Genomic DNA, 25,114 nt, shown 5'->3' with positions numbered 1-25,114 from the left:
TGCCGCTATGAACATCGAGCTGCTCTCCGCCCGCGATCCGGGCTGGACCGAGTGGGCAGACGTGATCGTGGTGGGCTCGGGCATCGCCGGGCTGACCGCGGCGCTGCGGCTGAAGGACCAGGTCGAGCGGGTCGCCGTCGTCACCAAGGACGTGCTCCAGGCCGGCTCGACGCAGTGGGCGCAGGGTGGCATCGCGGCGGCTCTCGGCGAGGGCGACACCCCTGCTCAGCACGAGGTCGACACCCTCGTGGCAGGAGCCGGGGCGTGCGACCTGGAGGCCGTACGCGTCCTGGTCGGTGAGGGCGCCGAGGCGGTCCGTGAGCTGATCGCGTGGGGCGCCGAGTTCGACAAGGACCCGGCCGGCAACCTGTCGCTCACCCGCGAGGGCGGCCACCGCCGCGACCGGATCGCGCACGCCGACGGCGACGCGACCGGCGCCGAGATCCAGCGCGCGCTGATGGAGGCCGTCCGCCGCGCTCCCGAGATCCTGGTCTTCGAGCACGCCATGGTCGTCGACCTGCTGACGGCCGCCGACGGCGGCGTCGCCGGCCTGACCATCCACGTGATGGGCGAGGGCGATGCCGACGGCGTCGGGATCGTGCGTACCCGGGCTGTCGTCCTGGCCTCCGGTGGCCTCGGCCAGGTCTTCTCGCAGACCACCAACCCCGCCGTGGCCACCGCCGACGGGATGGCGATCGCGCTGCGGGCCGGTGCGACCCTGCGCGACCTCGAGTTCGTGCAGTTCCACCCCACGGTGATGTACCTGGGTGAGGACTCCCGCGGCCAGCAGCCGCTGATCTCCGAGGCCGTACGCGGCGAGGGCGCCTTCCTGGTGGACTGGGAGGGGGCTCGGCTCATGGAGGGCGTGCACGAGCTCGGCGATCTCGCGCCACGAGACATCGTCTCCAAGGCGATCATGAAGCGGATGCTCGAGACCGGCCGCCCCAACATGTGGCTCGACGCCCGTCACCTCGGCCGTGGGTTCTGGGAGAAGCGGTTCCCGAACATCCTCGCCTCCTGCGAGCAGCACGGGGTCGACCCGTCGGTCGACCTGATCCCCGTCGCCCCGGCCTGCCACTACGCCTCGGGCGGTGTCCGCACCGACCTGTGGGGCCGCTCGGACGTGCCCGGGCTCTACGCCACCGGCGAGGTCGCCTGCAGCGGCGTGCACGGCGCCAACCGGCTCGCCTCCAACTCGCTGCTCGAGGGGCTGGTCTTCTCGCGCCGGATCGCCGAGGTCCTGCCCGGCGAGCTGCGCCAGCTGGAGGATCCCGCCCCGGGGCCCGGCGCCGAGCGCGCGCTCGTCCCCGGCACCGCGCTCAAGCAGCTGCAGGAGACGATGACGACCAAGGTCGGAGTCCTCCGCAACGCGACCGGTCTCGCCGAGGCGGTCGACGAGCTCGAGCAGCTCGGCGGCACGCCCGCGACCGAGATCGACCCGGCCGCCTGGGAGACGACCAACCTGCTGACCGTCTCGCTCGCGCTGGCGACGTCCGCGCTGCTGCGCGAGGAGACCCGCGGGTCCCACTGGCGCGAGGACTTCGCCGAGCGTGACGACGCCGGGTTCGCCGGCCACTTCGACGTACGGCTCCGGGACGGCGAGACTGTTGCCACGTTCACGCCGGCGCCGGCGACCGACCCCTCAACCCTGGCAGGAGCCTGATGACCATCCGACGCGTGCCCTTCGACGAGATCCCGCAGTCGCTGCGTGACGAGCTGACCAAGGCCGGCCTGGACGCCGGCGAGGTCTACGACGCCGTCGAGCTCGCTCTCGACGAGGACCTGCCCACGTCCGCTCCCGGTGAGATGCCCAGCGAGGACGTCACCTCCGTGGCCACCATCGCCCCCGACTCGACCGGGGTCGGTGTCTTCGCCGCTCGTGAGGACGGCGTCGTGGCCGGCCTCGGCGTGGCCGAGCTCGTCTTCGCGTACGTCATGGGCGACTCGGTCACGGTCACCGACCGTGTCAAGGACGGCTCCAAGGTGAAGCCCGGGGACGTCATCATGCGGATCGCCGGGCCGACCCGCGGGCTGCTGACCGCGGAGCGTACGGCGCTCAACTACGCCTCCCACCTCTCCGGCGTCGCCACCGGCGTCGCGGCCTGGACCGAGGCCCTGGAGGGCACCGGCGCGCAGGTCCTCGACACCCGCAAGACGCTGCCGGGCTTCCGGGCGCTGGAGAAGTACGCCGTGCGTTGTGGTGGCGGCGCCAACCACCGGATGTCGCTCTCCGACATGGCACTGGTCAAGGACAACCACATCGTCGCCGCCGGCGGCGCGGTGCAGGCCTACGAGGCCGTGAAGTTCGCCTACCCCGACGTGCCGATCGAGGTCGAGGTGACCACGCTCGAGGAGCTCAAGGCGCTCCTCGACGCCGGTTGCGGCCGGATCATGCTCGACAACATGTCGACCGCGACGATGAAGGAGGCCGTCGAGATCACCGCCGGCCGTGCGGTGCTGGAAGCGTCCGGCGGGCTGACTCTGGACCGGGCCCGCGAGGTCGCCGAGACCGGTGTCGACTATCTCTCCGTCGGCGCGCTGACCCACTCGGTAAAGGTCTTCGACATCGGCTTCGACCTGTCCGAGGGCTGAGGCGTCTCCCCATGTCCCTGCTCGCTGTCAACATCGGCAACAGCCACACGGCTCTCGGGCTGATCGCCGACGGTGTCGTGTCGGCGGACTGGCGGGTCTCCACGCTCGAGCACCGCACCGCCGACGAGTGGTGGGCGCTGCTGCGGGGCACCATGGGCGACTCGCTGGTGGCGGGGATCTCCGGGGTCGTGGTCTGTGCGACCGTGCCCTCGGTCCTGCACGAGTGGCGCGAGATGATCGCCCGCCACCTGGGCGCGGTCGAGAGCGTGGTGGTCGAGCCCGGCGTACGCTCCGGCATCCCGATCCTCATGGACAACCCGCGCGAGGTCGGCACCGACCGGATCGCCAACGCGGTCGCGGCCGTGGCCCTCCACGGCGGCCCCGCCATCGTGGTCGACTTCCGTGGCACGGCGACGACCTTCGACGTGGTCAACCCTGCGGGACAGTACGTCGGTGGCGCGATCCTGCCGGGGATCGAGCTCTCGCTGGAGGCTCTGGGGCGGCGCGGTGCGCAGCTGCGCAAGGTCGAGCTCGCTCGTCCGCGGTCGGTGATCGCCAAGAACACGGTCGAGGCGCTGCAGTCCGGAATGGTCTTCGGAGTCGCCGCGCAGGTCGAAGGTCTGGTCGCTCGGATCATCGCCGAGCTGGATGTCCCCGCCGACGCGGTGACGGTGATTGCGACCGGCTATCTGGCGGAGTTCGTTCTCGATGAGAGTAAATGCTTCTCGACGTATTCTCCGTGGCTGACGATGCAAGGGCTGGAACTCATATTCCAGCGAAATGCCGTTCGTTAGTATTTTCAGTATGGCGGCCTGTTGATTCATCCGGATCGTATGTAATGCTATGGGCATCTCGCTTAACGGCGATGGCTATATTCGGCCCGTTTCCGGGTGAAGAGCAGTGAAGGTAGGAACATGGCAAAGAAGGTTCAGATCATCCTCGAGGATGACATCGACGGCTCGGAAGCTGCTGAAACGGTGTCTTTTGCCCTGGACGGCACGTCCTACGAGATTGATCTCAGCGATGCCAATGCGGCAAAGCTTCGTGATTCTCTCGCGCTCTTCGTCGGCCACGCCCAGAAGGTGAGCGGCCGTCGCGGCAGCGCCAAGAAGGCGCCCGCCGCCGGTGGCTCGACCCCGAAGGTGATGCGCGAGTGGGGGAAGGCCAACGGTTACACCGTTCCCGACCGTGGTCGCATTCCGGCTGAGGTCCGCGCGGCTTTCGAAGCGGCTCACTGACAAACCGGTCTCACCGCACCGAACGTCCGGCTGTCGCGCCCTCCGGGGCGCGGCAGCCGCCTTTGTGTGAGGTCGGCTGTGACCCGGCGTCTGTCCGGCGTACGGAACGCGTGTTCGCTCTCAGCGCACGGATCGCGTTGTGTTGTCGGGAACGCGTAGGCTGTCTGCGGGGTTGAATCTTGGTGACGCCCCAGAATTCTTAGGAGAGATGCGTACATGTTCGAGCGGTTCACTGACCGAGCCCGCCGGGTGGTCGTGCTGGCCCAGGAAGAGGCCCGCATGCTCTCCCACAACTACATCGGGACCGAGCACATCCTGCTCGGCCTGATCCACGAGGGGGAAGGCGTTGCTGCCAAGGCCCTCGAGTCCCTCGACATCTCGCTCGAGGCGGTGCGCAACCAGGTCGAGGAGATCATCGGCCAGGGTCAGCAGGCGCCGTCCGGGCACATCCCGTTCACGCCGCGTGCCAAGAAGGTGCTCGAGCTGTCCCTGCGCGAGGCGCTGCAGCTCGGCCACTCCTACATCGGCACCGAGCACATCCTGCTCGGCCTGATCCGCGAGGGCGAGGGCGTTGCCGCCCAGGTCCTGCAGAAGCTCGGCGCCGACCTCAACCGGGTCCGCCAGCAGGTCATCCAGCTGCTCTCGGGCTTCCAGGGCAAGGAGGGCCAGGCCGGCACCTCCGGCGCCACTGCCTCGACCGGCACGACCTCGACCGAGGCCCCTTCGTCCAGCCTCGTGCTCGACCAGTTCGGCCGCAACCTGACCCAGGACGCCCGCGAGGGCAAGCTCGACCCGATCATCGGTCGTGAGGGCCAGATCGAGCGCGTCATGCAGGTGCTGTCGCGGCGTACGAAGAACAACCCGGTCCTCATCGGCGAGCCCGGCGTCGGCAAGACGTCGATCGTCGAGGGCCTGGCCCAGGACATCGTCAAGGGCAACGTGCCCGAGACGCTCAAGGACAAGCAGATCTACACGCTCGACCTGGGCGCGCTCGTCGCCGGTTCGCGTTACCGCGGTGACTTCGAGGAGCGCCTCAAGAAGGTGCTCAAGGAGATCAAGACCCGCGGCGACATCGTGCTGTTCATCGACGAGATCCACACGCTCGTCGGTGCCGGTGCGGCCGAGGGCGCGATCGACGCTGCCTCGATCCTCAAGCCGATGCTGGCTCGTGGTGAGCTGCAGACCATCGGTGCGACCACGCTGGACGAATACCGGAAATACCTGGAGAAGGACGCCGCTCTCGAGCGCCGTTTCCAGCCGATCCAGGTGCCGGAGCCGACGATCGCGGTGGCGATCGAGATGCTCAAGGGCATCCGCGACCGCTACGAGGCCCACCACCGGGTGACGATCACCGACGAGGCGCTGGTGGCCGCGGTCACCATGGCCGACCGCTACATCTCCGACCGGTTCCTGCCGGACAAGGCGATCGACCTGATCGACGAGGCCGGCTCGCGCCTGCGCATCCGCCGGATGACTGCCCCGGCCGACCTGCGGGAGTACGACGACAAGATCGCCGACGTGCGCCAGCGCAAGGAGGCCGCGATCGACGGCCAGGACTTCGAGGCCGCTGCGCGTCTGCGCGACGAGGAGAAGCAGCTCATCGCGAAGAAGGCCGAGCGTGAGAAGGCCTGGCGCGCGGGCGACATGGACGAGGTCGCCGAGGTCGACGAGGAGCTCATCGCCGAGGTGCTCGCCGTGGCGACCGGCATCCCGATCGTGCAGGTCAACGAGGAGGAGTCCGCGCGACTGCTGCGCATGGAGGACGAGCTCCACAAGCGCGTCATCGGCCAGGACGAGGCGGTCAAGGCCCTGTCCCGCGCCATCCGACGCACGCGTGCCGGCCTGAAGGACCCGAAGCGCCCCGGCGGTTCGTTCATCTTCGCCGGTCCGTCCGGTGTCGGTAAGACCTGGCTGTCCAAGACGCTCGCCGAGTTCCTCTTCGGCGACGAGGACGCGCTGATCCAGCTCGACATGTCGGAGTTCGGCGAGAAGCACACCGTCTCGCGGCTCTTCGGCTCGCCTCCGGGCTACGTCGGCTACGAGGAGGGTGGCCAGCTCACCGAGAAGGTGCGCCGCAAGCCGTTCTCCGTGGTCCTCTTCGACGAGGTCGAGAAGGCTCACCCGGACATCTTCAACTCGCTGCTGCAGATCCTGGAGGAAGGTCGCCTGACCGACTCCCAGGGCCGTGTGGTCGACTTCAAGAACACCGTGATCATCATGACCACCAACCTCGGCACGAGGGACATCGCGAAGTCGGTCAACCTGGGCTTCTCCCAGGCCAGCGACGCCGCGGGCTCCTACGACCGGATGAAGGCCAAGGTCTCCGACGAGCTCAAGCAGCACTTCCGGCCTGAGTTCCTCAACCGTGTCGACGAGGTCATCGTGTTCCCGCCGCTGTCGCAGGAGCAGATCATCGCGATGGTCGACAACATGATCGCGGCCGTCGAGGTTCGCCTCAAGGACCGCGACATGGGCATCGAGCTCACCACGGCCGCGAAGAAGGTGCTCGCCGAGCGCGGTTTCGACCCGGTCCTGGGTGCTCGACCGCTGCGCCGCACGGTTCAGCGTGAGCTCGAGGACGTGCTCGCCGAGAAGATGCTCTACGGCGACATCGGCCCCGGCGAGATCGTGCTGGTCGACGTCGAGGGTGAGGGTCCTGCCGCGCAGTTCACCTTCACCGGTCAGAAGCGCTCCGTCGTTCCGGACGTACCTCCGCTGGAGGGTGCGACCGTGTCCGATATCGAGCTCCCCGACCAGGATGAGCCGACCAACATCGAGAAGCCAAAGCCCGCCGAAGGCGAGTAGCCCGAGACGTCACTTTCTGACGTCGAGAAGTCAGTTATCGACGCCGAGTGGTCAGAATTTCTGGCCACTCGGCGTCGTTTTCTTCCGGCGCTTCAGAAAGTGACGTTTCGCGGTCAGAAACTGACTTCTCGGCGGGGGTTAGGGGAGGGCGAAGAAGTCTGGTTCCACCTCGGCGGCCAGGTTGTCTTTCAGGAGGCCTTCCAAGGCACGTTGCCGTTGCTTTTCGTCGGACCAGACGACGTCGAGACGGCTGCGGTGGACGGGGGAGTCGGCATCACGGAGAACGGCCAGCAGACGGCCGCGGCACTGGCGGTCGGTGCCGGCCCAGGTCTGGACCTTACGAGGCGGACCGTCGTACGCCGGGTGGCCGGCGGCACGCCACGCGCACTGGTCGGCGACCGGGCAGCGGGTGCAGGACGGGTTGGCCGCGGTGCAGACGAGGGCACCGAGCTCCATCACGGCGACCGACCAGGTGGCGGCGGTCGGCTCGTCCTGGGGGAGTACGTCGGCGGCGAGCGCACGCTCGGCCTTGTTGACCGACTGGGCGGGGAACTCGACACCGCTCAGCGTCCGGGCGAAGACGCGGCGTACGTTCGTGTCGAGGACCACGTGGCGCCGACCGAAGGCGAAGGTCGCGATCGCCGCCGCGGTGTAGTCGCCGACGCCCGGGAGCGCGATCAGCTCGTCGTACTCCGAGGGCACCTCGCCGCCGTGGTGCTCGACGATCGCGGTGGCGGCCGCGTGCAGCCGCAGCGCGCGGCGGGGGTAGCCGAGGCGGCCCCAGGCGCGTACGGCCTCGCCCGTCGGCTCCGCCGCGAGGTCGGCCGGGGTCGGCCAGCGCTCCAACCAGATCTCGTGGATCGGGAGCACGCGGGAGACCGGAGTCTGCTGGAGCATGAACTCGCTGACCATCACCGACCACGGTGTCGCGGTCGCGGAGCGCCACGGGAGGTCACGGGCGTTGGCGTCGTACCAGTCCAGAACGGCGTCGTGAAGAGCGGTCACACCCAGATTGTGCCGTGCGACAGGTATTGCCACGGAGTGGCACCCCGAAACCCGGCCACGGGATCATTACGGTGTCGCCTATGGCCCGTGCGAAAAGGACTGGAGGACGACTGCCGGCCTCGGTCTACTGGCGCCGACGGCTGGCGGTGCTCGGCATCGTCCTACTCCTGATCGTCGGGATCTCGCGGTTCTTCTTCAGCGGTTCCGACGGCACGGACGACACCGCGACCCCCGTTGCCGACGAGCCCACGGCGACCGTGACGGTCACGCCGACGCCCACGGCGAAGCCGTCGAAAGAGGCGGGCAACGCCGGCGGCAACAACAAGCCCGCGAAGCCGAAGAGCAGCGCCCCGCCCGAGCCGACCGGCGAGTGCTCGCCCTCCGACATCGTCGTCGAGCCCGCCGTCACCGACGGCTACTCCTACGACAACGTCACCATCCCGCTGCAGCTGCGCACGGTGAAGGCGTCCGCGTGCACCTGGAAGCTGTCCGCGGACGCGCTCCAGGTGCGGATCTCGCAGAAGGGCGGCGACCTGGTCTGGTCGACGGTCGACTGCCGCAAGGCGGTGCCGACCAAGGAGATCGTCGTACGCCGCGACGTCGTCACCACCCTCCCCCTCACCTGGACCGGCCGCCGTGTCGTCGCCGGCGAGTGCACCGGCCACGGCCCCTGGGTGAAGCCGAACTTCTTCGTGATCGTCGCCGCCGCCCTCGGCGGCGAGCCGTCCTCCGCCACCTTCGGCCTCTACAAGCCCGGCACCGCCTTGTCGCGTACGGAACCCGATTCCCCCGTCAGCCGATAGCCGAGGCGTCACCCCCGTCGGGCGAGGCGTCGCCCGCGTTGCCCGAGGCGTCAGCCCGGTCGGTCGAGGCGTCACCTATGTTGGTCGAGACGTCACTGGCTGCCACCTCGGCCGACGTAACTGACGCCTCGAGCGGCCTAACTGACGCTTCGGGCGACCGGGGTGACGCTTGGGCCGACCTAGCTGACGCTTGGGCCGCCCGGGGTGACGCTTCGGCCGACCGGGCTGACGCTTGGACCGACCGGGGTGACGCCTCGGCCGACCTAGCTGACGCCTCGGCGGGGGTGGTCAGACGTAGCGCTCGAGGATGGTGGACTCGGCGAGTCGGGAGAGGCCTTCGCGTACGGAGCGGGCGCGGAGCTCGCCTACGCCCTCGACGGCCTGGAGGTCGTCGACGCTGGCGGAGAGGAGCTTCTGGAGGGTGCCGAAGTGGTCGACGAGACGGTCGACGACGGCGGGTGGGAGGCGGGGGACCTTGGCGAGGAGGCGGTAGCCGCGCGGGGCCACCGCGCCGTCCAAGGCGTCCGAGGTGGTCAGGCCCAGGACCCGGGCGGTGGCGGCGGGGTCGACCAGCTCGGCGGAGTTGAGCGCCTCGAGCTCGGCGAGCAGCTCCTCGGGCGAACGGGCGCGGCGGCCGCGGGGGAGGTAGTCGCGGATGACCATCTCGCGCTCGGCGTCGACGCCGGTGATGAGCTCCTCCAGCTGGAGGGACAGCAGCCGACCGTCGGTGCCGAGCTCGAGCACGTAGTCCTCGATCTCGCGCGCGATGCGGGTGACCATCTCCAGGCGCTGAGCCACGACGGCGACGTCGCGCACGGTCACGAGGTCTTCGATCTCGAGCGCCGACAGGGTGGAGGCCACCTCGTCGAGGCGCAGCTTGTAGCGCTCCAGGGTCGCCAGCGCCTGGTTGGCGCGGGAGAGGATCTGGCCGGAGTCCTCCAGGACGTGGCGGGTCTCCCCGACGTACGCAGCGATGATCTGCATCGACTGGGACACCGAGATCACCGGGCGACCGGTCTGCTTCGCGACCCGGTCGGCGGTGCGGTGCCGGGTGCCGGTCTCGGTGGAGGGGATGGTGTGGTCGGGCATCAGGTGGACCGCGGCCTGGACGATGCGGCTCAGCGAGTCGTCGACGATGATCGCCCCGTCCATCTTGGCGAGCTCACGCAGGCCGGTGGAGGTGAACGGTACGTCGAGGGTGAAGCCACCGGTCGCGATGCCGTCGACCATCTTGTCGTGGCCGAGCACGATCAGCGCGCCGGTGCGGCCGCGAAGGATGCGCTCGAGCCCGTCACGCAGCGGTGTTCCGGGCGCGATCAGCGCGAGCGTCTCGCGCAGTCGGATGGAGTCCGCGGTGCGGTCGGCGGGCACGAGAATCCTTTCGGAGTGGGATGAGGTGATTCTAACCGTGGATCCAACCGTAATGCCGAGAACGTTCGGCCACGAGTCACCAAGCCGATCACACCAAGCGGAGGAATTCCAGCGCGGCACTGATGCTGTGGACCTCAAAGACACGCATTCCGTCGACATCGCGCTCTTTGGGACGGTTCGGCACGGGCGCCCCCGGTTCGGCCGGGACGACGGCGACGGTGAACCCGAGCCGAGCCGCTTCGGAGAGCCGCTGGTCGAGATCACGCACCCGGCGCAGCTCGCCGGCGAGGCCGATCTCCCCGAGCGCGACCACCCCACGCGGCGTCGGCGTGCCGGTGTGGCTCGACGCGACCGCGAGCGCCATCGCCAGGTCGGCGGCCGGGTCGCTGATCCGGGCCCCGCCGACGGTCGAGGCGAACACGTCACGACCGGAGAGGCCGACTCTCGCGTGGCGCTGCAGCACGGCCAGGATCATCGCGAGCCGGGAACCGTCCAACCCCGAGGTCGTACGCTTCGCCCGCTCCTCCGCGCCCAGCACGGTCAGCGCCTGGATCTCGGCGAGGAGCGGCCGGCGACCCTCCATCGTCACGGTGACGCAGGTGCCGGGGACGGAGACATGATGGGTCTCCACGAAGAGCCCCGACGGGTCGGTGACGGCCACGATGCCTTCGGAGGACAGGTCGAAGCAGCCCACCTCGTCGACGGGACCGAAGCGGTTCTTCATCGCCCGCACCATCCGGAACCGTGAGTCGCGCGCGCCCTCGAAGTGGAGGACCACGTCGACCAGGTGCTCCAGCACCCGCGGCCCGGCGATCGCCCCGTCCTTGGTGACGTGGCCGACGACGACGGTGGTGATGTTGCGCGTCTTGGCGACCCGGATCAGCGCCGCCGCCACCTCGCGCACCTGGGTCACCCCACCGGGAACACCCTCGACCCCGGAGGCGCCGATGGTCTGCACGGAGTCGACCACGATCAGGTCGGGCCGGGTCTCCTCGATGTGGGTCAGCACGGCGCCGAGGTCGGTCTCGGCGGCGAGGTAGAGCTCATCCTGGATCGCGTTGGTCCGGTCGGCGCGCAGACGGACCTGCGAGGCGGACTCCTCACCGGTCACATAGAGCGCCCGGCGTCCGTAGCGGGCCGTCTGCGCCGCCACCTCGAGCAGCAGCGTCGACTTCCCGACGCCCGGCTCGCCGGCGAGCAGGATCGCGGCCCCCGGCACCAGCCCGCCACCGAGGACCCGGTCGAGCTCCGGCACCCCCGACGTACGCCGCTCCGACTCGGTCACCGACACCGTCCCGATCGGCACCGCCGCGGTGGAGACGGGGGCCGCCTGCGTACGTCCGATCGGGGCCGCCGCCTCGGCGACCGACCCCCACGCCTGGCACTCGCCGCAGCGACCGACCCACTTCGCGGTCTCCCAGCCACACTCGGAGCAGCGGTAGGTGGCGCGTTTGGACGAGCGAGCGGTAGCCATGGCCAGCAACCTAGACCACGGCACCGACAGTTCTGGGCCCGAAAGCGCCCCCAGGGGCCGGCCTTCGTTACCATGGCTTGGAACGATCCAGAGTTCCACATCGGCATCAAGGGAGGCAGAGCGTGGCGGTGCCGCGTTCCGGCGGTCATATCTCGGCCGCTCCGCCAACCCTGGCGGACGTCGCCGAGCTGGCCGGTGTGTCCCGGCAGACGGTCTCGAACGCGGTCAACAACCCCGATCTGCTGCGTGCCGACACCCTGGCCCGGGTGCAGGACGCGATCGACAAGCTGGGCTATCAGCCCAACCGAGCCGCGCGCAGTCTCCGCACGCGAGCCAGCCATCTGATCGGACTCAGAATGCCCGCCCTCCAGGAGGGCACGGCCAACGCGATGATGGACCGGTTCGTGCACAGCTTCGTCGAGGCCGCCGCCGAGACCGGCTACCACGTGCTCCTCTTCTACGGCGACCCCGCCGACCCGCTCGACGGCTACGACGAGCTGCTCAGGTCGACCGCGGTCGACGCGTTCGTGGTGACCGACACCCACCTCGGCGGCCAGCAGACGACCTGGCTGCAGTCGCGCCGCGCGCGGTTCGTCTCCTTCGGGCGCCCCTGGACCCAGCCCGACGCCAAGCACCCCTGGGTCGACGTCGACCTCGCCTACGGTGCCGAGATCGCGACCGAGCACCTGATCGAGCGCGGTCACTCCAAGATCGCCTGGATCGGCTGGCACAAGGACTCCCTCCTGGGTGAGGAGAGGCGTAGCGGCTGGATCCACGCGATGCACACCCACGGTCTCCCGACCACCGGCCTGGCCTCGCGCACCGAGGACTCGATCAGCTCGGGCAAGGCCGCCGCCGACGCGATCCTCGACGAGACCGAGCCGACCGCGCTCGTCTGTGCCTCCGACACCCTGGCGATGGGCGTGCTGCACTCCCTCTTCGAAAGAAGACTCCGTCTCGGCGAGGACATCGCGGTCGTCGGCTTCGACGACTCCCAGGTCGCCCAGACGGTGCCACCGGGCATCACCTCCGTACGTCCTCCGCTGGAGGAGGCCGCCCGCGAGCTGGTCAAGGCGCTCGAGGAGCTGCTCGCCACCCCGTCCTACGCGGCGCCCGGGGTGATGCTGAAACCCGCCCTGACCGTTCGAGGGTCTTCATAGACGGACCGATCCGCGCGACGATGGCGTCATGGGAACTGAGGACATCGTCGTCATCGGTGCTGGTCTCGCGGCAGTCAGCGCCATCGAAACCCTTCGTGACGAGGGGTACGCCGGCCGCCTGACCCTGGTCGGGAAGGAGCCGGAGCTGCCCTATGAGCGACCGCAGCTCTCCAAGGACTTCCTCGCCGGCGCCAAGGAGTTCAAGCTCTCCCACGACGAGGCGTGGTTCGCCGAGAAGGACGTCGCCGTCCTCACCGGCACCACCGCGACCGCCCTGGACCTCGACAACGGGAAGGTCGTGCTCGACACCGGCGAGGAGCGGCCGTTCGGCCAGGTCCTCCTGGCCACCGGCGCCGAGCCCAAGACGCCGCCGATCCCCGGCGTCGAGAACGCGACCACCCTCCGCACCGTCGAGGACGCCCGCCGCCTCAAGGCCGCGATCGAGCCCGGCACCAGGGTCGTCACCGTCGGCGGCGGCTGGATCGGTCTCGAGGTCGCGGCGTCGGCGACCGCGCTCGGAGCGAAGGCGATCGTGCTCGAGGCCGCCGCGCAGCCGCTGCTCAACGTCCTCGGCCCGGTGCTCGCCGAGCACGTCGCCGACCTCCACGCCCGCCACGGCGTCGAGATCCACACCGGGACGACCGTCGAGTCGATCGAGCCGGACGGCGTACGCACCAGCACCGGCAGGATCCCCGCCGGCCTCGTCCTCCTCGCCGTCGGTGCGGCACCGGCCACGGCGCTGGCCGCCGACGCCGGCCTCGAGGTCGGCGACGGCATCGTGGTCGACGAGAGGCTGCGTACGTCTGATCCGCGGGTCTTCGCGGCGGGCGACGCCGCGCTCGCGAAGCACACCGTCCTCGGCCCGCTGCGGGTCGAGCACTGGGACAACGCGATCCGGCAGGGCCGGCTGGCGGCCAGGTCGATGCTGGGCAAGGACGGTGCCTACGACTGGCAGCCCTACTTCTTCACCGACCAGTTCGAGTTCTCGATGGAGTACGTCGGCCGCTCCGCGCCCGAGGACGAGGTGCTGCTCCGCGGCAACACCGACGGTGACGAGTTCATCGCCTACTGGCGGCATGGTGCGATCGTCACCGCCGCGATGAACGTCGGGATCTGGGACGTCAACGACAAGCTCCGTGAGCTGGTCGGGACCGATGCCGATCCCGACCAGCTCACCGACATGTCCTGAGGCTCAGCGGATCGCCCTCACCAACGCAGCGGTGGGGGTGCGGATCACACCGCCCCTGCTGGTGCCGGCGTAGAGCCACCTGCCGTCCTGGCTGACCGCGAGATCGCGGATGTCGAGCGCGGTGAGGCCGCTCGAGGCAGGCTGCCATGTCTTGCCCTCGTCGGTGCTGACGAAGGCTCCGGCGCCCGAGGCGAGGACCCCGTCGCGGACGAGATCGGTGCTCCCGGCAACGAGCACACGTACGGCCTTGCCCGGCTTGCTGTGGGAGCCGGCGGAGACCTCGACCGAGGCGACCGCGCCGACCGCCGCGCGCAGGTTCGGGATCACCGACCTGTGGAACTTCCTCCCGCCGTCCGTGCTGACCAGCACGCCGCCGTCCGTGCCCGCGATCACGACGTCCTTCTCGACGGACAGCGACCGGACGGGGCCGTCGCCCACCTTCGTCAGCGTCATACCGAGGTCGTCCGATCGGTACAGGCCCTCGCTCGCCGCGATCCACAGCCGCTCGGGCCGCGATGCATCGAGCTCCACGGCGCGGACCGCGAGGTCGTACGGATGTGTGGTCCAGGTGGTGAACCCGTCGGTCGAGACGAGGACGCCGTGCTCGGGCTCGGCGCCGTACGTCGCCACGACGGTGCCGTCCTTCACCGGTGAGACCGCGACGTCTCCGACCTCGACCTGGGGGCCGACGCGGGTGTCGGTGCCGTCCACCGAGCGGCGGATCAGCTGCGTACGGAGGAAGCCGTCCTGCCGGATCCACCACACGTCCCGCGCGCCGGTCGGCGACTGCTCGACGTCGAGCGCCGTCAGGCCGATCCAGCCCTCATCGCCCGTCAGACCCCAGTCGAGCGCGCGACCGGTCCCGAGATCGTCCTGCCGGCGCTCCTTGAGCCCCTCGGCGTCGCCCGTGCGCAGCACGGGCGCCTTCGCGGCATCGGCGCCGACCGCCAGGCTCCAGGAGTTGCCGCCCGCCAGCGGGTACCTCGTCCAGGTGTCGTCGTCGTCACCCCAGACGCCGGCGTTCGTGGTCACCACGAGCCCGTCCCCGCCCGGCCACGCATCGACATCGCGTACGTCGCGCGTCCCCTCGGGCAGCGCGACCGGCTTCGCGGTCGCGCCGAGGTCGGTGCTGGCGTACAAGCGGTCGAAGAAGCGCAGGTAGGTGGTGTCGCCCGTCACCGACAGGCCGAGCGAGTAGGCGCCGGGAACCGGCTGCGACGACTGCCAGGTGGCCCCGGCGTCAGCAGACCGCAGGACGGTCGCCTCGTCGCTGCCCCGCACGGTCGCGATCACCGTGTCGCCCGCGACCGCCACGTCGGAGAGCGAGCCGATGCTGCTCTCCTGCGCGAGGACCTGCGTGACGGTGCCGCGTGCCTGACCGGTCAGGTCGACCCGCCACACTCCGTCGAACGTCTGGACGTAGGCCCGTCCGTCGGCCACCGCCAGGTGCTCGACCGATCCCGACCAGCCGGTCGGCACGACGTCCCAGGTCTTGCCGTGGTCGTGGCTGAACCGCAGCCCGGTGGCGGTCGCGACGGCGACCGTGGAGCGGTCGGCGCCCACCGCGTCGATCTGCTCGTCGGGCAGCGACTGCACGTCCCAGCTCTTCCCACCGTCCGCGCTGTGCAGCAGGCGGCCCTGGTACGTCGCGTCGAGCACGTCACGCCCGGCCATGCCATTCACGGCGAGCCAGAACCCGCCGGGTACGGCCGGGTCGGCCGCAGGCAGGCCCACACCCGCCGCGACGGGCATCGAGCGCACACGGGTCCAGGTCTCGCCGCCGTCGCTCGTCCAGAACGGGCTGATGCCGTCCTGGACGACATGGATCGCCGTCCCGGCACGACCCGGCGAGGTCACCGTGAGCCCGCCTGTGAAGATCGGGCCCACCTGCTCCCAGTCGCCGCGCCGGTCGGTCCCCAGCGACACGAGCGACCCGGTCCCGCCGAGTCGCCGTCCTTCGGCCGTGGTGCCGGTCGCGTCGATCCGGTGGACGCCGGCCTCCTGCAGCTCGAGGTCGGCGGCGTACCAGCCGGGCCGGCCGTCCCGTGCTGACAGGGTCACGGTCGTGCGCCGGCCCGAGGGGGCCACGACGTCGGCGGACGGACGGTCCAGCGCCCCGGGCGCCCGCACGACGACGCGAGTCGCGCCGTCGGCGACATCCGGCGTCGCTCGAACGACGAGCGGGCGCACCAGCAGGGCGTACGGCACGCGCACGCTCGCGGCGCCCTTGCCGGTGCCGGTGGCGACGAGCTCCCCAGACACCTCGCCGGACCGGGTGCGGTGGTCGGGCGTGAGGGTGATCTTCACCTGGGCCCGGCCGCCCGGCTTCAGCGAGAGGGACCCGGCCGACAGATCGACGCGACCATCGCTGATCTCGGACGCCTCGGCGCGCAGCTTCAGCTTCTGCGTCGTCCTGCCCGAGTTGGTCAGCGTGACCGTGGCAGTGCGCGAGCGGACGTCGCCCACCGTGTCGGCGAGGCCGAGCGAGAGCGCGTCCGGCGACGCGGTGACGTCTTGCGCCACTGCTCGGTCAACCGCGAGCGCTCCGGCGCCCTGCGTGAACGGGCTGACGCCGGCGTCGGCGCTGTCGAGCGCCCGAGCAGAGCCGATCAGCCGAGCGCGGACCTTCAGGGCCGACTCGTCGGGGTGCGCCTGACGTACCAGTGCTGCGGCACCTGCGACGTGCGGTGCGGCCATCGACGTCCCGGACAGCCGGTACGCGTTGCCTTCGATCCCCTGCCAGGCGGGGATGTCCGAGCGGATCTCGACACCGGGCGCCACGATTTCGGGCTTGACGGTCGTACCGGCCGGGCCGCGTGAGCTGAACGACGCGATCAGGTCGGTCGCGTCCTTCCCCGTGATCGTCGCGGTGACCTCGCCGTCGAGGACGGCCCGGCGGATGTTGCCGTAGTCGCCGCCGTGGAGAGACATCATCACGAGCGTCGTCCGGCGCTGGTCCCAGCCGGCCCGGGCCGCGAGATCGCCGCCGCTGGCCTCGGCCTCGAAGCCGCCCATCGGGGTGTCGCTCGGCCCGTCGCCCGCACCGGGCTCGGCGTTGGTGGGCTGGTAGACGAGCGCTCCGACCGCGCCCTGCTGCTCGGCGAGCTCGGAGAGGTACATGTCGTAGCCGGTGACGGCCTCCGCCGTCGGGCTCTGGTACGCGACGATCGCGCCGGTCACATCGCCGACGCGCTCGTAGTCCTCGGGAGTGCCGGAGCCCACGTCGATCACGCGCGCGGTGACGGCCTTCGTGCCGGGATTCGCGGACAGCGGGTAACGGCGCATCGATCCGGCCGGGACCGAGGCGCCCCGGAGAGCGATCGACGGCGTACGGATGCCGGTGGTCGAAGCGCCCACGGCGATCACGGTGGGCGCGATCGCGGGCGAGCCGACGGTCTCCGCGTCCGGACCGGAGTTGCCGGCGGCGGCGACCACCACGGTGCCTGCCTCGACCGCGGCCGTCGCGGCGCGGGCGAGCGGGTCGTTGTCCTCCACCGGCCCACCCAGGCTCATGTTGACGACGTCGGCGGGGTGCGCGCCCGTCGGGTCGACCGCCGCCTCGAAGCCGGCGAGGACGTCCGACATCATGCCCGAACCGTTGGCGTCGAGCACCCGCCACGCGGTGATCGAGGCGTCGGGCGCCACGCCGGTGGTCGTCTCTGCCCCCGTGCCGGCGACGATGCCGGCGACATGGGTGCCGTGGTAGTGCTCGTCCATCGGGTCGCCGTCGCCGGAGACGAAGTCGTAGCCACCGACGACCTTGTGCCCTTCACCGAAACCACCGCCCAGGTCAGCGATCCCGTAGTCGACGCCGGTGTCGATCACGGCCACCGTCATGCCCTCGCCGCGTAGCGCGGTGCCGTCGGCATCCTTCTCCTCCCAGACCGCCGGGGCGCCGGTGGAGGGGACGGAGTCGATGGTCAGCGCCTGCATGCGTACGTCGCGGGTGACGTGGGCGACGCCGTCCGCGGCGGAGAGCCGGCCGAGGCTGCGCTCGGGCACCTCCGCGACGACCGCGTTGACCAGGCCCGTGACGCTCCGGGTCTCGTCGACCGGGATGCCGTCCGCCCGGAGACGGTCGACGGTCGCACGCTGCTGAGCGGCGATGTCGTTCGCGGTCTCCTCGTAGGTGGCTGACAGGGCGTCCTGGATGCCGACGTCGCCGGTCGCGGATCGCGACGCGGCGATCCGCTCGGCGCCGACGCGCTCCACGGCTCCGGGGCTGTCGAACTCGATGATGACGGGGACGGACTCGCCGGGCTCGCCGGGCTCGGCTGCTGCGCTCGGCGGCACGAGGACCGAGCCGGCGAGCACGGCGGGCACCGCCAGGGCGACGGTGAGGCCGCGACAGGATGTGGGGGACATGGTGACCTTCCGGTGAACGTTCTGAGATCCGCGCATGACGGCTCAGCGCTCATGAAAGCGCCCTGGTGTTTCGACCGCACGCATGCCGGAGTCCGGCAGCGGCCACCTGGCCGCAGGCGGCCAACCCGCAGGTCAGACCCAACCGCGTCGGGCTGCCTGCACTCCCGCCTGGAACCGGTTCGAGGCTCCGAGACGCCGCAGCAGCAGCTGGCTACGCCGGCGTACGGTGCGGGTCGAGACGTGCAGCTCGCGGGCGATCACCTCGTCCTTCGCTCCGGAGGCGAAGAAGGCGAGCAGGGCCCGCTCCTCCGCCGTGGGGCCCCGCCGCTCGATCGGAACGGAGCCGCGCTGCGCGGGCTCGTCGCGCGGCACGTCGGCGGCCTGCTCCCAGTGAGCCTCGAACACCTCGCACAACAACGCGACCAGCGGCTGGGAGTCGGTGAGGATCGCCTCGGGCCGCAGGCCGTCCAGGCGCGTCGACACGAGCGCGGCGCGTCGGTCGGCGATCGCGAGCTTGACCGGCAGCTCGCTGGTGAGCCGAGCCTGCTCGCCCGCCTCGACGGCGCGGCGCACCTCGTCCCACGCGCCCGGTCGGTCCAGCGCCGCCGCCGCGTAGACGGCCCGCCAGCGCACGCCGCGCGCGATGACCACGGGCTCGAGCGGGTTGAGCGGCGCGAGCACGTACGGCGGCCGGTCGAACGCCATGAACTCCTCGACGGCCTGATGCTCCAGCCTGTTGTACGCCGCGCCCACCGCGTCGGCGCCCACCAGCACCGCGACGCTCGAGCCCGAGCCCTTCACCGCGCCCCGGTTCTCGTAGACCTCCGCCAGCAGCGGGATGGCGGCACGGAGCCGGGCCAGGCCGTCCTCCGCACGCTCCGCGACCGCGCGCAGCGCGACCCGCGGGTCGACCGCGGCGAACCGGCCATCGCCCGCCGCCCGGTTGACCAGCCCGGCCGCGCGGAGCTCGTCCAGGGTGCGCGCGGCCTCGTCCGTGCTGATCCCGAGGGTGCGCGCGACCTCGTCGCCTCCGATCGCTCCGGCGGCGAGGACCGCGCCGTAGACCGCCTCGGCCTCCGCGTCCAGGCCGGCGACCGCGAGCCCGCCCTGGGTGGTCAGCCCGGGATGCGTGCTCACCGGACCGTCCGGGACGCGGAGCGGGGACGGCGCCCGTGGTCGGGCGCTCCGGGCCGCGGCCCGGGGATGATGGGTTCGAGGTGCACAGCACAACGATGCCATGCGGTGAGATGGTCGGGACCGAGGCAGAACCGGGCCGAGTCGGCCCGTCCTGACCAGGACCTCCGCCGAGTCGGCTCGTCATGACGAGCCGACTCGGCGGGGTTTTCGGTCAGTTCGAGCCGACTCGAGGGGTCAGAAGCACTGCGAGGCGCTGTGGTAGACGCTCGACTGGATGCCGAGGTGGATGTGGTCGCTGTGGTCGGGGTAGCCCGGCCCGAGCACCTGCGGGAACGACTGGCGTGAGGCACGCGCGATGCCGCACATGGTCGTCGCGCTGCTGCCGGGCACCAGGTCCATGGCCCGGCCATAGAGGTGGTTGCTGTTGGAGGCGCCGCCGACGGCGTCGTTGCACGCCTTCGAGCGGTAGGCCGAGGTGACCCGCAGCGGGTTGTCGCCGAGCCGGTGCCGGATCGCCTCGGCGCGCCACATGGCCTGCATCAGGTTGGCCTTGACCTGCGCGACCGTCACTCCGGAGATCGGCGTCGGCCAGCCGCCGTAACAGACGTCGTCGACCTCGCTCCAGTCGAAGTGGATCGGGGTGCAGTCGTCGTCCTGGAGCGCGTAGAGCTTGTTGAACGTGTTCGTCCCCGCGACCCCGTCGGCCGCGAGGCCGTAGGCGGCCTGGAAGTTGCGGACCGCGGTCGTCGTCGCCGGGCCGTAGGACCCGTCGATCGAGAAGATCGTGCCGGAGGCTGCCCATCCGGCGACCCGGATCTGGAGCTGGGTGACCGCGTTGCCCGAGGACCCCTGCTGGAGGGTGCCGCTCCAGGTGTAGCAGGCGTCGGCGTGGGCCGGGGCGGCCGTGGAGGTGATGGCGACCAGGCTGGTCGCCAACGTGACGAGGAGAGAACCGATGACCGTGCCGAGGCGGCGTGGGGTGAGGCGCATCTGTGGAGCTCCTATCTCTTTCCGAGAGGTCCGAGAGGACCCGAGTCGCTCCCTAGAGTGGCCTCCTTTGACGTCATGTACCTGGATTTCGCGTAAATGTAATCACCAGGGAATGACGCCGGCGTCCTCGAAGTAGCCGCCGGTCGGGCCGTCGTCGGGCAGGGTCGCGAGGCTGATCGCGATCCGGGCGCCCTCCTCGGGCGTGCGTACGCCACGGAAGCCGTTCAGGTCGGTGGCCACGAACCCGGGGCAGCCGAGGTTGATCAGGATGTTCGTGTCCCGCAGCTCCTTGGCGTACTGGATCGTGACGGCGTTGAGGTAGGACTTCGTCGGGCTGTAGACCGCCGAGATCGGCCCCACCGCCAGCGGGTCGTCCGTCGCGGTCTGCCGGGTGAGGGAGCCGACGCTGCTGGACATGTTGACGATCCGCGGGGCGGCGGAGCGTCGCAGCAGCGGCAGCATGGCGTTGGTGACCCGGACGACCCCGAAGACGTTGGTCTCGACCGCGACCCGCATCTGGTCGACCGAGATATCGGTCGGGTTCTGCGGCATGCCGCCGGTGATGCCGGCGTTGTTGACGAGCACGTCCAGGCCGCCGTGGTCGTCCTCGATCAGCCGGGCCGCGGCGGCGACGCTGGCGTCGTCGGTGACGTCCAGCGGCACCCCGAAGGCGTCGGCGCCGTTCGCGCGCAGCTTCTCCACCGCCGCCTCCCGGCGGGCGTCGTCGCGGGCGCCCACGCCCACCTTCCAACCGCGCGCGCCGAGGCCCGCGGCGATCTCGTAGCCGATTCCCTTGTTGGCGCCGGTGACCAGCGCGATCGTGTTCTCGCTCATGTCCTCCAGCCTGGCCAGCGGCCGCCGAACACTCCAGTATCACCTCGGTAGCCGCCTATACCGCTCGGGTATGTTCCCAGGTGGGAGTAGGGTTGGCGGCATGGAGACCCGGGAGCTTCGCTACTTCGTCGCGGTCGCCGAGGAGCTTCACTTCAGCCGTGCGGCGGATCGTCTCGGGATCGCCCAGCCGCCGCTGTCACGCGCGATCAGCAGGCTCGAGCGACGCCTGGGCGGCCAGCTGCTCGAGCGCAACAGCAGAGGTGTCACGCTGACCGACGCCGGCCGGGTGCTCCTCGCCGAGGCCCGCGCCGCCCTCGACGCGGTCGACGCGGCCGAGCGCCGCACCCGTCGCGCCACCGGCGACGGTGCCGAGCCGGGCCTGGTCCTGGTCTCCAAGGCCGGAGCCTCGACGGAGCTGCTGACCAAGCTGCTCGACGCCTACGCCGCCGAGCCGGGCGCGGTGAAGGTCGAGGTCGACCTGTGCAGCATCGGGGAGCAGGGGCCGAGACTGCGCGACGGCCGGGCCGACGTCGCGCTGCTGCATCGTCCGTTCGACTCCGTCGACGGGCTCGACTCGGAGGCCCTGCTCACCGAGGGCCAGGTCGCGGTCCTGCCCTCCAGCCACCCGTGGGCGACCCGGTCACAGCTGAGGCTGGCCGACCTCGACGACATCCCGGGCCTCCCGCCGATGCGCTGGCCGTCGGCCGGCGGCGCCTTCCGCGACGGCCCCGGACCGGAGATCCGCGACTCGGCACAGCTCTATCAGCTGGTCGGGCTCGGCCGCGCGTACGCGATGCTGCCGGAGTCGGCGCGTGCCGAGCAGCATCACGGCGTCGTCACCGTCCCGGTCGTGGACGCGCCCGAGGTCACCACGGTCATCGCCTGGCCGCAGCACAGCCGCTCGCTCGCCCTGGCCACGCTGGTCCAGACGGCGACTCGCCTCTAGCGCTGCTGATCAGAAGCGCTTCCACCAGAGGTTGACCGCGTAGTCGACGTACGTCCCCTGGTGCTCCTCGAGGATCGCGGCCGCTGTCGCGGGGTCGAACTCGATGCGGACGACAGCCTCCAGGTCCGCCCGCGAGCCGAAGGACCAGTCCATGTCGACGGGGACGCGCGTCCAGCCGTGCATCGACCAGAACCGCTCCTGCTCCTCGGGCGGTGGAACCTTCGGGTAGCCGCGGCGGAACCAGCCGCCGAAGGTCGAGCGGGAGCCGTCGTTGTCGATCACCATCGCCACGCCGCCGCGACGCATCACCCGGTCGAGCTCGCCGAACCCGGGCTCGGAGCCGGGACCGAAGAAGTAGGCCCAGCGGGCGTGCATGACGTCGACCGATGCCGGCGGGAGCGGCAGCTGCTGCGCGACGCCGTTGTGGACGCTGACGTTCGCGAGCTTCTTCGTACGCCTCCGAGCCAGCGTCACCAGGTCCGGATGCGGCTCGATGCCGGTGACCGTGCGGGCGGTCTCGGCGAACGTCGGCAGGTAGAACCCCGTCCCGCAGCCCAGGTCGAGGACGTCGCGCCCGGCCCACGGCGCGGTCTCGTCCATGGCGGCCCAGAGCCGGCCGTGCGGGTCGAGCGCACGGTTCTCGATCTCGTACGTCGCGGTGTGGTTCCAGATGTTGGGGGACGGGATCGCTCCCGTCGCCCCCGGCAGGTCGAGCCGGGTCAGATCCGGACCTCGCCGCGCGGGGTGACGAACTTGGCGGCCAGCAGGCCGGGGGTGCCGTGCTCGGCGACCCAGTCGATGTGGACGTTCTCGGCGGGCTTGCCGGTCCACGGGTCGACGCGCTCGCGCAGCTCGTCGCCGAGGTAGTCCTTGACCCGCTCGGGGTCGCCCGAGATCTCCAGGTCGGTCAGGGTGATGTCGGAACCGGCGTTGCCGGGGTGGAGCTCGGGCGTCTCCCACTTGATGAAGTAGGGCAGCTGCGGGTCGGCGATCAGGCCGTTGATGCCGATCTGCTGCCAGTGGAGCTCGCGGCCGTCGGGGAGGTGACGGTTGCCGGGAACCGCCTTGCGGCCGAGCCGCTCCTCGATCGGGGTCATGTCGTCGACGCCGATCACGAAGCCGATCCAGCCGCCACCGAGGGCGGAGCGGGCCTTGACGGCCTGCCCGAACGGGGCCTTGTCGCTGGCCGGGTGCTCGAGTGCCTCGACGACCTCGAGGTAGAGACCGCCGCGCATCGGAAGGATGTAGTTGCGGGTGCCGAAGCGGGGGTGGACGCCGCCGTCGACGAACTCCTGGCCGAGCAGCTCACCGAGCTGCTTGGCGGTCTGTACCAAGCCATCGGGTCCTGCAGCGTACGAAACATGGTCCAGGCGCATGTAACGATTCTGAACTCTCGCTGAGAGAGAGACCAATCCAGGGTCACTATCTCTTGATATCGAGATACACCCCGGGGTTCAGCGCGGGCTGGCGGGATGGAGCGCGAGCGCGGACCTCGACCGGACATGCGCCTCGCAGTGACGGACGAGCTCGGCGTACGCCGCCTTGCCCATCAGCTCGGTCAGCTCGGCCTGGTTGGTGAGGTAGACGGGCTCCACGGCGACGTGGGCCTCGGTGTTGCCGGAGCAGTACCAGTCCAGGTCGTGGCCGCCCGGACCCCAGCCGCGCCGGTCGTACTCGGTGATCGTCACCTCGGTGTAGGTCGTCCCGTCGGTCAGCTCGACGTCGCGGAACGTACGCCGGATCGGCAGCTGCCAGCACACGTCCGGCTTCGTCTCGAAGTGCTCCCGGCCTTCCTTCGCGGCCAGGATGTGCAGCGCACAGCCCGATCCGCCGGTGAAGTCCGGCCGGTTGGCCAGGACGCAGGACTCCTGGCCGCGAAACTCCGTTACCCGGGTCTTCCGCTCGCCGTCGTCGTCGAGCTCGACCCAGTCGTCGGTCCCCACGTTGCGTCCCGGGTGCTGCTCCCAGATCTCCGGCGTCAGCTCGGCGACGAACTTCGCCGTCCGGGCCTCGTCCTCCTCGTCGGCGAAGTGTGCCCCCAGCGTGCAGCACCCCACGTCCGGCGAGCTCTTGAACATCCCCGGGCAGCCGTTGCCGAAGATGCAGGAGTACGCCGACGTCAACCAGGTCAGGTCGCAGCGCATCCGCTCGTCCGGGTCGTCGGGGTTGACGAACTCCACCCACGCGCGCGGGAAATCCAGGGGTACCTCAGGCACCGGGCAAGCCTACGTGGTGAGTCGATGGCCGATGTTCACCGAGCGCTCCACGGACGCAGCTTCTCGGGGTTGCGTACGGCCCAGATGCGGGTGATGCGGCCGTCGGCGACGTCGAAGGCGTAGACCGAGACGGTGGCGCCGTCCACCTGGCCGACCAGGCCGGGCTGGCCGTTGACCTCGCACTCCAGCAGCGTCACCGTCGGGGCGCGGGCGGCGATCTCCATCCAGGCGCCGGCGATCTGCTCGGCACCGGCGATCGGCTCGAGGAAGGCCAGGGCGAGGCCGCCGCCGTCGGCGGTGGCGACGGCCTCGGGGTCGAGGAGGCCGACGAGGGCCTCGATGTCGCGGGCCTCCCAGGCCTGTTTGAAGCTGCGGACCAGGTCGGCGCGCTCGTCGCCGGAGTGGGCGCGAGAGGTGTCGATGCGGCGGCGGGCGTGGGAGGCGAGCTGGCGGCAGGCCGCCGGGGTGCGGCCGACGACGTCGGCGATCTCGTTGAAGGTGTAGCGGAAGATGTCGTGCAGGACGAAGGAGACCCGCTCGGCGGGGGTCATCGAGTCCAGCACCACCAGGAAGGCCATGCTGATCGACTCGTCGAGGGTGACCCGGTCGGCGGGGTCGGGGGCCGCCCCGGCGCCACCGAGCCAGTCGGATCCGCCGGGCACCGGCTCCGGGATCCAGTCGCCCACGTAGTGCTCGCGCCGAGCCCGTGCGGAGCCGAGCAGGTCGAGACAGATCCGGCTGGCGACCGTCGTCATCCAGGCGCCGTGGGAGGCGATCGCGTCCCGCTGCTGCTCGGTGAGGGCGTACCAGCGGGTGTAGGTCTCCTGCGCCACGTCCTCGGCCTCGGCGAGCGAGCCGAGCAGGCGGTAGGCGAGGTTGATCAGCTGGCGTCGCTCGCTGATCACCTCGGCGAGGTGCGGGTCGGTCATGGCGGCTCCTTCGGTCTGCATGTCTACAACCGATCCGACGAAACAGCGACCCGATCTGTG

At 70.7% G+C, this 25,114-nt stretch carries 20 protein-coding genes; 9 read left to right on the top strand and 11 right to left on the bottom strand.

Annotation, left to right across the window (positions count from 1 at the left end; translation table 11 throughout):
- The first annotated feature begins 7 nt into the window (after positions 1-7).
- From ACZ6WN_RS11380 to ACZ6WN_RS11360, 5 genes are all read left to right on the top strand, one after another.
- Positions 8-1,663, top strand: coding sequence for an L-aspartate oxidase (locus tag ACZ6WN_RS11380; protein WP_465864743.1), 1,656 nt, complete (start codon positions 8-10; stop codon positions 1,661-1,663).
- Entirely contained in the window at positions 1,663-2,592 is a 930-nt protein-coding gene (gene nadC / locus ACZ6WN_RS11375; protein WP_465864742.1) for a carboxylating nicotinate-nucleotide diphosphorylase, read from the top strand. The genes ACZ6WN_RS11380 and nadC overlap by 1 nt, the downstream gene beginning before the upstream one ends.
- Positions 2,593-2,603: 11 nt before the next feature.
- Positions 2,604-3,386 (top strand): type III pantothenate kinase, encoded by a 783-nt coding sequence (locus ACZ6WN_RS11370; protein ID WP_465864741.1) that lies wholly within the window; start codon positions 2,604-2,606, stop codon positions 3,384-3,386.
- Between the two features lie 120 nt (positions 3,387-3,506).
- Positions 3,507-3,830, top strand: coding sequence for a histone-like nucleoid-structuring protein Lsr2 (locus tag ACZ6WN_RS11365; protein WP_357336234.1), 324 nt, complete (start codon positions 3,507-3,509; stop codon positions 3,828-3,830).
- 216 nt (positions 3,831-4,046) lie between these two features.
- Positions 4,047-6,635: an ATP-dependent Clp protease ATP-binding subunit gene (locus ACZ6WN_RS11360; RefSeq protein ID WP_465864740.1), complete on the top strand. Its 2,589-nt coding sequence runs from the start codon at positions 4,047-4,049 to the stop codon at positions 6,633-6,635.
- Positions 6,636-6,773: 138 nt separating this feature from the next.
- On the opposite strand, the gene ACZ6WN_RS11355 is transcribed toward ACZ6WN_RS11360, so the two are convergent.
- Complete coding sequence (locus ACZ6WN_RS11355; RefSeq protein WP_465864971.1) at positions 6,774-7,646, bottom strand: HhH-GPD family protein; 873 nt, start codon at positions 7,644-7,646, stop codon at positions 6,774-6,776.
- 74 nt (positions 7,647-7,720) lie between these two features.
- Here ACZ6WN_RS11355 and ACZ6WN_RS11350 point away from each other — a divergent pair, with 74 nt between their 5' ends.
- The gene (locus ACZ6WN_RS11350; RefSeq protein ID WP_465864739.1) at positions 7,721-8,443 is read left to right on the top strand and encodes a hypothetical protein; all 723 of its coding nucleotides are present in this window, start codon (positions 7,721-7,723) and stop codon (positions 8,441-8,443) included.
- A gap of 288 nt (positions 8,444-8,731) precedes the next feature.
- Here ACZ6WN_RS11350 and disA read toward each other — a convergent pair whose 3' ends face one another.
- Positions 8,732-9,814, bottom strand: coding sequence for a DNA integrity scanning diadenylate cyclase DisA (gene disA / locus ACZ6WN_RS11345; RefSeq protein WP_357336241.1), 1,083 nt, complete (start codon positions 9,812-9,814; stop codon positions 8,732-8,734).
- Positions 9,815-9,902: 88 nt separating this feature from the next.
- Entirely contained in the window at positions 9,903-11,288 is a 1,386-nt protein-coding gene (gene radA, locus ACZ6WN_RS11340; protein WP_465864738.1) for a DNA repair protein RadA, read from the bottom strand.
- Between the two features lie 122 nt (positions 11,289-11,410).
- Between radA and ACZ6WN_RS11335 the strand changes: the two genes are divergently transcribed.
- The gene (locus ACZ6WN_RS11335; protein ID WP_465864737.1) at positions 11,411-12,448 is read left to right on the top strand and encodes a LacI family DNA-binding transcriptional regulator; all 1,038 of its coding nucleotides are present in this window, start codon (positions 11,411-11,413) and stop codon (positions 12,446-12,448) included.
- A 28-nt stretch (positions 12,449-12,476) separates the two neighbouring features.
- Complete coding sequence (locus ACZ6WN_RS11330) at positions 12,477-13,637, top strand: NAD(P)/FAD-dependent oxidoreductase (protein ID WP_465864736.1); 1,161 nt, start codon at positions 12,477-12,479, stop codon at positions 13,635-13,637.
- 3 nt (positions 13,638-13,640) lie between these two features.
- Here the strand turns inward: ACZ6WN_RS11330 and ACZ6WN_RS11325 are convergent, their stop codons facing one another.
- From ACZ6WN_RS11325 to ACZ6WN_RS11310, 4 genes are all read right to left on the bottom strand, one after another.
- Complete coding sequence (locus ACZ6WN_RS11325) at positions 13,641-18,002, bottom strand: S8 family serine peptidase (protein ID WP_465864735.1); 4,362 nt, start codon at positions 18,000-18,002, stop codon at positions 13,641-13,643.
- A gap of 132 nt (positions 18,003-18,134) precedes the next feature.
- Positions 18,135-19,139 carry a LuxR C-terminal-related transcriptional regulator gene (locus tag ACZ6WN_RS11320; RefSeq protein ID WP_465864734.1) on the bottom strand — a complete coding sequence of 335 codons (1,005 nt, stop codon included), beginning with the start codon at positions 19,137-19,139 and terminating at the stop codon, positions 18,135-18,137.
- A gap of 234 nt (positions 19,140-19,373) precedes the next feature.
- Positions 19,374-20,129, bottom strand: coding sequence for a D-Ala-D-Ala carboxypeptidase family metallohydrolase (locus ACZ6WN_RS11315; protein WP_465864733.1), 756 nt, complete (start codon positions 20,127-20,129; stop codon positions 19,374-19,376).
- Positions 20,130-20,231: 102 nt separating this feature from the next.
- A complete protein-coding gene (locus ACZ6WN_RS11310) occupies positions 20,232-20,963 on the bottom strand; it encodes an SDR family oxidoreductase (protein ID WP_465864732.1) in 732 nt (243 codons plus the stop codon).
- A gap of 100 nt (positions 20,964-21,063) precedes the next feature.
- Between ACZ6WN_RS11310 and ACZ6WN_RS11305 the strand changes: the two genes are divergently transcribed.
- Positions 21,064-21,909, top strand: a complete 846-nt coding sequence (locus tag ACZ6WN_RS11305; RefSeq protein WP_465864731.1) for a LysR family transcriptional regulator — start codon at positions 21,064-21,066, stop codon at positions 21,907-21,909.
- A gap of 9 nt (positions 21,910-21,918) precedes the next feature.
- Here the strand turns inward: ACZ6WN_RS11305 and ACZ6WN_RS11300 are convergent, their stop codons facing one another.
- From ACZ6WN_RS11300 to sigJ, 4 genes are all read right to left on the bottom strand, one after another.
- Entirely contained in the window at positions 21,919-22,509 is a 591-nt protein-coding gene (locus ACZ6WN_RS11300) for a class I SAM-dependent methyltransferase (RefSeq protein ID WP_465864730.1), read from the bottom strand.
- Positions 22,510-22,628: 119 nt separating this feature from the next.
- Entirely contained in the window at positions 22,629-23,285 is a 657-nt protein-coding gene (locus ACZ6WN_RS11295) for a VOC family protein (RefSeq protein WP_350831034.1), read from the bottom strand.
- 78 nt (positions 23,286-23,363) lie between these two features.
- Positions 23,364-24,125 (bottom strand): DUF3109 family protein, encoded by a 762-nt coding sequence (locus ACZ6WN_RS11290; protein WP_465864729.1) that lies wholly within the window; start codon positions 24,123-24,125, stop codon positions 23,364-23,366.
- Between the two features lie 35 nt (positions 24,126-24,160).
- Positions 24,161-25,054, bottom strand: coding sequence for an RNA polymerase sigma factor SigJ (gene sigJ / locus ACZ6WN_RS11285; protein WP_465864728.1), 894 nt, complete (start codon positions 25,052-25,054; stop codon positions 24,161-24,163).
- Positions 25,055-25,114: the final 60 nt, after the last annotated feature.

Source organism: Nocardioides sp. NPDC054178, assembly GCF_055585005.1.
The sequence above is the reverse complement of the archived record's forward strand: the minus strand, read 5'-3'. Positions and strand labels throughout refer to the sequence as shown.